This is a genomic window from Devosia sp. YR412, from assembly GCF_900110945.1.
GTDB lineage: Bacteria > Pseudomonadota > Alphaproteobacteria > Rhizobiales > Devosiaceae > Devosia.
In genome coordinates this window covers 196,830-204,598 of sequence record NZ_FOFL01000006.1, presented here as the reverse complement: position 1 = coordinate 204,598, position 7,769 = coordinate 196,830, and the positions used below count along the sequence as shown (strand labels likewise).

The window sequence follows — 7,769 nt, the reverse complement described above, 5'->3', positions numbered from 1 at the left end:
GACGGCCCGGGCGTGAACCCACGGCGACTGGCATAGTCCCGTGCCCGGCCCACTCCCGCCACTGTCGCCTGCAGGCCGCCGATGCGGGGTGGATGAGGACAGTATGCGCGCAGATGCAAGGGGCGTGGATAAGTTTTGGATTTCGTTAGCGGGTCAGAGAGAAGCGTGGTGGAGAGGGGAGCCATGCACTCAAATTGTAAAGTGGTGGTCAATCACGCCCATGCGCAAGCGGCTTCCCCCTCCACCGCCTGCCGGCGGTCCCCCCTCCCCCGCAAGCGGTGGAGGTTGGGCTCTGGTAATGCGGCGCCTTCGTGGGAGTACGCCAGCAACCCGACGCACAGCTCCCCTTCCATCCCCCCGATTGCCTCGCCTGCAACCGCAGTGTCACACTAGCGCTATACGCCTTCGCAGCGGCGAATCGGGGATTGGTTCTTGGCTCATTTCAATATCGTGGTCATCGGCAGTGGTCCGGCCGGACGTCGTGCGGCCGTACAGGCGGCCAAGCTGGGCAAATCCGTGCTGGTGGTGGAAAATCGCCTGCGGCTCGGCGGCGTCTCGGTGCATACCGGCACTATCCCATCCAAGACCCTGCGCGAGACCGTGCTCAACCTCTCCGGCTGGCGCGAGCGCGGCTTTTATGGCCTGGCTTACCGCGTCAAGAAGGACATCGAGGGCAAGGACCTCGGCGCCCGCCTGCGCATGACGCTCAACCACGAAATCGAGGTGCTGGAGCACCAGTTCGCCCGCAATGGCGTGCGCACCTTCGGCGGCCTCGCCCGCTTTGCCGATACCAACCATATCATCGTCACCCCGCCCGATGGCGACGAGGTCACCTTCAGCTTCGATCACGCCGTGATTGCCGTCGGCACGGCGCCCTATCGCCCGGCCAATATCCCGTTCAATGATCATTCGGTGCTCGACAGCGATAGTCTCGTCTCCGAGCCCCGCGTGCCGCGCAGCCTGACCGTGGTCGGCGCCGGCGTCATCGGCATCGAATATGCCACGATCTTTTCGGCGCTCGACGTGCCCGTCACCATTATCGAGCCCAAGGAAACCATCCTCGATTTCATCGATCGCGAGATCATCGAGGAATTCACCCATGACCTGCGCCAGCGCGGCGTCACCTTGCGGCTCGGCAGCAAGGTGGAAAAGGTCGAGCTCGACGAACAGGGCTGGGCCATATCCATTCTGGCCGATGGCCGCCGCGTCCGCTCCGACATGCTGCTCTATGCCGCCGGCCGCTCTGGCGCCACGGCCGGCCTTGGGCTCGAAAATACCGGTATCACCCCGGTCGATCGCGGCCGCCTCAAGGTCGATCCGGTGACCTTCCAGACCTCGGTGCGCAATATCTATGCCGCCGGCGACGTTATCGGCTGGCCCTCGCTGGCCTCTACCTCGATGGAACAGGGCCGCATCGCCGCGTTGCACGCCTGCGGCGCGCAAATGCCGCCGGCACCGGAATTTTTCCCCTATGGCATCTATGCAGTGCCGGAAATCTCCACCGTCGGCCTCACCGAACAGCAGGTGCGGGCGCAGAATATCCCCTATGAAGCCGGCATCGCCCGCTTCCGCGAAACCTCGCGCGGCCACATCATGGGCCTGCAGTCGGGCATGATGAAGATGATCTTCGCGCTCGATACGCGGAAGCTGCTCGGCGTCCACATCGTCGGCGAAGGAGCCACCGAGCTGATCCACATCGGCCAGGCCGTGCTCAACCTCGGCGGCACGCTGGATTACTTCGTCGAAAACGCCTTCAACTATCCGACGTTGGCCGAGGCTTACAAGATCGCCGCACTGGACGCCTGGAACCGCATGCCGAGAGCGACACCGATCGCGCCGGTGGAGTAATGTCCCACTGGCGCTAAGCCCTTCAAAGTCATAGGCTTGCCAGCAATGGAGGCCGCCATGTCAGAACAATTCGACGCCATCATCATCGGTGCAGGCCAGTCCGGCCCGTTCCTCGCAGCCAAGCTTGCCGGAGCCGGCAAGAAGGTCGCGCTGATCGAGAAAGAGCATCTTGGCGGCACCTGCGTCAATGATGGCTGCACCCCCACCAAGACCCTGGTGGCCAGCGCCCGAGCGGCCTGGTCGGCGCGTCATGCCGCCGAGTTCGGCGTCGTGCTCAAGGGCCCGGTGACGGTCGACATGAAGGCGGTAAAGGCGCGCAAGGACAAGGTGGTCGGTGCCTCGGTCAAGAGCCTCACCGACTGGATCGGCAGCCTCAAGACGCTGGAATACATCAAGGATGTCGGCAGCTTCGTCTCGACCACCGAGGTCAAGGCCGGCAAGCGCACTTTGACCTCGCGGCAGATCTTCATCAATGCCGGGGCCACCGCTTCGGTGCCCGACTGGCCGGGCATCAATAGCGTGCCCTATCTCACCAATACGTCGATGATGAATATCGACACCCTGCCCAGTCATCTGATCATTGCCGGCGCCAGCTATATCGGGCTCGAATTCGCCCAGATGTATGCGCGCTTCGGCTCCAAGGTCACGGTGATCGAGCGCGGTCCGCGGCCGGCGTCGCGCGAGGACGAGGACATCTCTGCCGCCATTCGCGACATTCTCGAAGCCGAGGGCGTCAGCTTCCTGTTCAACACCACGATCGAGGCAGTGGCCAAGGCCGGCCATGGCGTGCTGCTGTCACTGAAATCAGGCGAGCGCCGCTCCTCGGTGGAAGGCAGCCATTTCCTAGTCGCGCTGGGCCGTACGCCCAATAGCGCCAGCCTCAATCTTGAGGCCGCCGGCATCGAAACCGACGAGCGCGGCTATATCCCGGTCGACGATCACCTGCGCACCAAGGTCAAAGGCATCTGGGCCATGGGCGATATCAACGGCCGCGGCGCCTTCACTCATACCTCCTACAATGACTTTGAAATTGTCGCCGACAATGTGCTCGATGGCGGCAGGCGTTCCATTGCCAAGCGCGTGCCAGTCTATGGCCTGTTCATCGATCCCCCGCTCGGCCGCATCGGCATGAGCGAGACCGAGGTGCGCAAATCCGGCAAGAAAGCGCTGATGGCGATCATGCCGATGAGCAAGGTGTCGCGCGCCAAGGAGCGCGGCGAAACGCAGGGGCTGATGAAAGTGCTGGTCGATGCGCAGAGCAAGGAAATCCTCGGCGCCGCGATCCTGGGCATCGGCGGCGACGAGATCGTCCATTCCCTGCTGCAGCTGATGGTCGCCGGCACGCCCTACACCACCATGATGCAGACGGTGCATATCCATCCGACGGTGACCGAGCTGATCCCGACGCTGCTGGCGGATTTGAAGCCGCTGCAGTGAAGGAAGGCTACCCCTCACAAATCCCGAAACTGCACGGCAATGCCGCGGCCACGCGCCTTGGCCGCATAACACGCCGCGTCGGCCTCGCCCATGAAGCCCAGCGGTGACGACGGCTGCTCGCCGATCGCGGTAATGCCCACGCTGGCGCCGATGCCATAGGTCCGCCCGGCCCATGAAAAGGCCAAGGCGCCGATGGCCCGCACGATCTTGTCGGCCAGCTTCTGGCCGCCGTCGTCGGGGCAATCATGCAGCAGCACGGCGAACTCGTCGCCGCCGATCCGCGCGGCCACGTCATGGCTGCGGCAGGTGCCGCGGATGGTCTGGGCGACCTGGCGCAACAGGGCATCGCCGGCGGCATGGCCAGCCGTGTCGTTGACCGGCTTGAAGCGGTCGAGGTCGATGTAGAGCAGGCCATGCCGTCGCCCGGCCCGGGCCGAGGCGATGGCGCCATTCAGCGCCCGTTCGAAGGCGGCACGATTGGGCAGGCCGGTCAGGTCGTCATGGCTTGCCGAATGGGCCAGTTCGCGCTGCATGGCACGGCTCTGCGTCACGTCCTGGAACACCAGCACGGCGCCATTGAGCGTGCCACTGGTCGTCTTGAGCGGCGCGGCGGTGCAGCGAATATCGCGCTCGCCCGCCTTGCCGACGAGAATCATGTCGCCATCGAGCTGCACCGGCATGTCATTGCCCAGGCATATCGCCACCGGACAGGGCTGGATCACTCCGGTTTCGCCATCACGGACCACGAAGACCGCGCGCACTTCCTGGCCAACGGCGTCCGTAGAGCGCCAGCCGGTCAGCGCTTCGGCGGCCGGGTTCATGAACACCACATGGCCGCTTTCATCGGTCGAAATCATGCCGTCGGCGATGGAATTGAGCGTGACCCGCAGGCGTTCTTTTTCGGCCGCCAGTTCAAGTTCGACCAGCTTGAGCCGGGTGATGTCGGTGTCGGTGCCCAGCGTTCGCGTCGGATTGCCATGCTTATCCCATTCCACCGGCCGGCCGCGGCTGAGGATCCAGACATAGCTGCCGTCGGGCTTGCGCTCGCGATATTCAAGCGCGTCGAGGTCTTCGTCGCCCTTGTCCTGGCGGTCGACATTGTCGAGCACATGCTGCAGGTCATCCGGGTGGATGCGCTTGAGCCATTCCTGTTGATCGCCATCCACTTCCGCGTCAGGCGGGATGCCGCGCATGACGCGCCACATGCGGGAATAAAACATTGTGTCATGCACGATGTCATGGTCCCAGACCCCTTGGCGGGCGCTTTCCAGCGCGAAATTCCAGCGGCTTTCCGAATGCGCAAGAGCTGCTTCGGCCTTCTTCTGCAGCTCGATATTGGTCAGCTGGGTGATGAGATAAAGCGGGGCATCGGCGGCGTCATCGCGCAGCAGCGAGGCCGATACCGAGACCCAGATATGCTCGCCGTCGGCGCGGCAGAACCGGTGTTCGCCGCGATAGTCTTCCGCCTCGTTGCGCATCAGCCGCTGCAGCTGCAATCGCGCTACGGCCACGTCGTTGGGATGCATGATATCGAGGATATTCTGGCCGGCGGCCGGGTCGATCTGGTGGCCGAGCAGGCTGGTGAAGGCCTTGTTGGCATAGACCATGCGGCCGCTCATCTCCGACAGCACCATGCCCACCGCCGCATTCTCGACCACGCGCGTCAGCATGGACCCGATCCGTGCGGATCGGGGCATCGACGACGCGGCGGCTTGCTGTCCGGTAGCGGGCATGGCGTTAGTCTGCTGCAGACCCCTTAATAATGGGCTTAAGTCGACCTAGACTTCGACAGATGTGATGAAGTCTCGCTCAAGCGCCAGGCCATTCCATTCACTGGGAATTTCACTGTCGTAGATCAAAGTATAGGGGCCTTTGTAGCCCGCTTCTTCAGCCACTCTGACGCATTCGCCGTAATCGGCCTCGTCGAGGTCGCCGTCGATGAAACTGGCCTTGGCGTGGCAGAGTTCGGCGCGGCTGAAGATGGATTTGAGATCGCTATACTTGTTGGGTCCGCCCCAATTGCCGAAGTCGCCGAGCAGCCCAATCCGGCCCTCCAGCTTGTCGAGCAGGTAATGCACATGACCGGGCTCGGAGAGCAGGTCGAACCAGTTCTCGGTGACCAGCCGCACCGGCGAGCCAGCATTGCCTTCGGCCAGCGTTGTCAGGGCCTTGATGGAGCGGTCCAGCGCGTCGCGGGTCGGCTTCTGCTTGCCGGCGATAATGCGGGCATTCTCGGCGCCCAGTTGATTGGCCACTTCGATCCAGCCGGCGATCCAGGCGGTATCGCGCTCGCCGTGTTCGGGATGGCTGATATCGCCGGCATCGATCAGCAGCGTCTGCAGCCGTACATCGGCGATGCGCAGCTGATCCTTGAGTTCTGCCAGATAGATAGGGTCGCGGCTGCGCAGGTGGAAGGAGACGATTTCGAGCCGGTGATAGCCATGATTGGCCAAGACAGATGGCAGGCCAAGGAGGGATTCCTCGCCTTCGCCATAGGTCTCCTGCATCGGCCCGACCTCATTGCTGGTCAGGTCATGCGGATAGGTCATGCCCAGCAGGCGGTGCAGCGACCAGGTGGAAACGGCGATACGGTCAGCACTGACGCTCATGTGTCTCATCCCTTTTCTTGTTCTTGGATAAGACTGTGCGCCGCCGATGCGTTCCGTTCAAGTCACTCTGTCGCAGGCCGATTTGTGAATGATTTATTTTCTAATGAATGTTTTTCGGTGATTTGCAGAACCGGTTTTGATTTTCGCTTGATATTTTTCTCCGTTTCCGGCGTCCAGAATCCGTTCATCGATTATGCGCCCGGTGACGATGCGGGGGAGAGCTAAACCTTGTAGATCCGCTCGGCAGTGCGGTGCAGCAGCTTGGCCTGTTCGTCCTCGCTGGCGCCCTTGATGATCTCGTGGGTGGCGTTGACCCAGTCGGTCAGCGTGCCGCCGGTGGTGGTGGCGACGGGGTGGTCGCTGCCCCAGACCAGTCGGTCCCAGCCGAAACAGTCCACCATATGCTCGACATAGGGCCGCAGGGTCTCCGCCGTCCAGCCGGAGGTGCAGTGATTGACCAGGCCCGAGACCTTGCCGATCACATTGGGATTGCGCGCCACTTCGCGCAGCGATGCGCGCCACGGATCGAGCCCGAGGCCCTTGATATCGGGATTGCCGCAATGGTCGAGGATGAAGGTCACATCGGGTGCCCGCTGCACCAGGTCGACGCCCAGATGCAGCTGGTCGGCGCGGAGGCACAGGTCAAAGCTCAGGTCATAGTCGGGCAGGTGGCGGATGTTCTCGATGAAGAGGTCCGACTGGCTGAGCTCGTCCGGCAGCTCATGCAGGATGCGCCGCACCCCGGTGATATGGGCATGCTCGCTCAGCTGCTCGATCTGGTCGACAAAGGTCATGCTTTCCGGGCGGCAGGCGGCAATGGCGCCGATGATCCGGGGCAGGGTGATGGCATATTCGCTCTCGGCCAGCATGTCCCCTTCCGCGACATCGACCTCCATATGCAGGGCTGATTCAATGCCCAGCGGCACCGCCTCGGCGAAATACTGTTCCGCCGTCCAGGTCCGGTCGATGGCTTTGCCGGCCAGCCATGGATAGTCGAAGCGGTCGGGGTAGATCAGGTGCAGATGTGTGTCGAGAATGCGCAAGGTTTCCTCCCAGAACTGCACAAGGCCAGCGCCTACCCCTCCACAGGTCGGCGCTGCGATATTTCCTGGCCGGCCTGCTGTAACAGCTTGAGCACGGCATTCATATTGGGCGCATCGAGCTTGTCGAGGCGCTGAGTATAGGGGCAGGTGATGACGGCCAGCACGCTGTTGAGCGGGCCAAAGATCGGCACCGACAGATTGAAGACACCCGGCGTTTGCGCGCTGGGCATGCTTTCATAGCCCTGTGCCGCGACGCCCTCAAGCCGCGCTTCCAGCCCCTGCGGCAGCCGCTGCGGGCTGCCGAGGTCCTGCGCGTCGAGCATCAACTGCCGCTCTTCGGGCGTTGAAAAGGCCAGGAACACATGGCCCGAGCCGGTATTGACCAGACTGATGCGCGAGCCGACACGGATCGAGACATTCCAGTAACCGGGTCCATCGACCTGGGCGACGACCACAAGCAGGTTACGGTCCTGCACCACCAGATGCACCGCCTGTTCGGCCTTGAGCGCAAAGCTGCGCAGCACCGGCATGGCCTGGCTGACCATGCGCGTCATCGGTGGGCGGGCATGGGCCAGTTCGAACAGTTTGAGGGTGATTTCATAGCGGTCTTCCGGCGTGCGACGCACATAGGCGCGGCGCACCAGCCGGTCCAGCATGCGGTAGATTTCATTGGGCGTGCGATCGAGCGCCTTGGCGATTTCCGCCTGGCTCAGCCCGTCGGCGGTCGCGGCCAGCAGCTCGAGAATGTCGAGCCCCTTATCCAGCGCAGGCGCGCGATAGCGATCGCCATCCTCCTCAACCGTCACGTCATCTCCCCTCAACCCGATTAGCC

Annotated in this window: 6 protein-coding genes; 2 read left to right on the top strand and 4 right to left on the bottom strand. The window is 63.1% G+C overall.

Features of this window, described 5'->3' with window-relative positions; all coding sequences use genetic code 11:
* Positions 1-432 precede the first annotated feature (432 nt).
* Both sthA and BM045_RS17375 read left to right on the top strand, forming a co-directional pair.
* A complete protein-coding gene (gene sthA / locus BM045_RS17380; protein ID WP_092185527.1) occupies positions 433-1,848 on the top strand; it encodes a Si-specific NAD(P)(+) transhydrogenase in 1,416 nt (471 codons plus the stop codon).
* A gap of 57 nt (positions 1,849-1,905) precedes the next feature.
* Positions 1,906-3,285, top strand: coding sequence for an FAD-containing oxidoreductase (locus BM045_RS17375; protein ID WP_092185572.1), 1,380 nt, complete (start codon positions 1,906-1,908; stop codon positions 3,283-3,285).
* 14 nt (positions 3,286-3,299) lie between these two features.
* Here the strand turns inward: BM045_RS17375 and BM045_RS19340 are convergent, their stop codons facing one another.
* The 4 genes from BM045_RS19340 to BM045_RS17355 all read right to left on the bottom strand — a co-directional run bounded on the left by BM045_RS19340 (position 3,300) and on the right by BM045_RS17355 (position 7,743).
* Positions 3,300-4,955, bottom strand: a complete 1,656-nt coding sequence (locus tag BM045_RS19340; protein WP_170848563.1) for a PAS domain S-box protein — start codon at positions 4,953-4,955, stop codon at positions 3,300-3,302.
* 108 nt (positions 4,956-5,063) lie between these two features.
* The gene (locus BM045_RS17365) at positions 5,064-5,894 is read right to left on the bottom strand and encodes a sugar phosphate isomerase/epimerase family protein (protein WP_092185523.1); all 831 of its coding nucleotides are present in this window, start codon (positions 5,892-5,894) and stop codon (positions 5,064-5,066) included.
* A gap of 221 nt (positions 5,895-6,115) precedes the next feature.
* Positions 6,116-6,937: an amidohydrolase family protein gene (locus tag BM045_RS17360; protein WP_092185521.1), complete on the bottom strand. Its 822-nt coding sequence runs from the start codon at positions 6,935-6,937 to the stop codon at positions 6,116-6,118.
* Positions 6,938-6,969: 32 nt separating this feature from the next.
* Positions 6,970-7,743, bottom strand: coding sequence for an IclR family transcriptional regulator (locus BM045_RS17355; protein ID WP_244523040.1), 774 nt, complete (start codon positions 7,741-7,743; stop codon positions 6,970-6,972).
* Positions 7,744-7,769 lie beyond the last annotated feature (26 nt).

Excerpts from the sequence above, each read along its gene's own strand:
- BM045_RS17375 (WP_092185572.1), top strand. The coding sequence starts at position 1,906 with ATGTCAGAACAATTCGACGCCATCATCATCGGTGCAGGCCAGTCCGGC.
- BM045_RS19340 (WP_170848563.1), bottom strand. The coding sequence starts at position 4,955 with ATGCTGACGCGCGTGGTCGAGAATGCGGCGGTGGGCATGGTGCTGTCG.
- BM045_RS17365 (WP_092185523.1), bottom strand. The coding sequence starts at position 5,894 with ATGAGCGTCAGTGCTGACCGTATCGCCGTTTCCACCTGGTCGCTGCAC.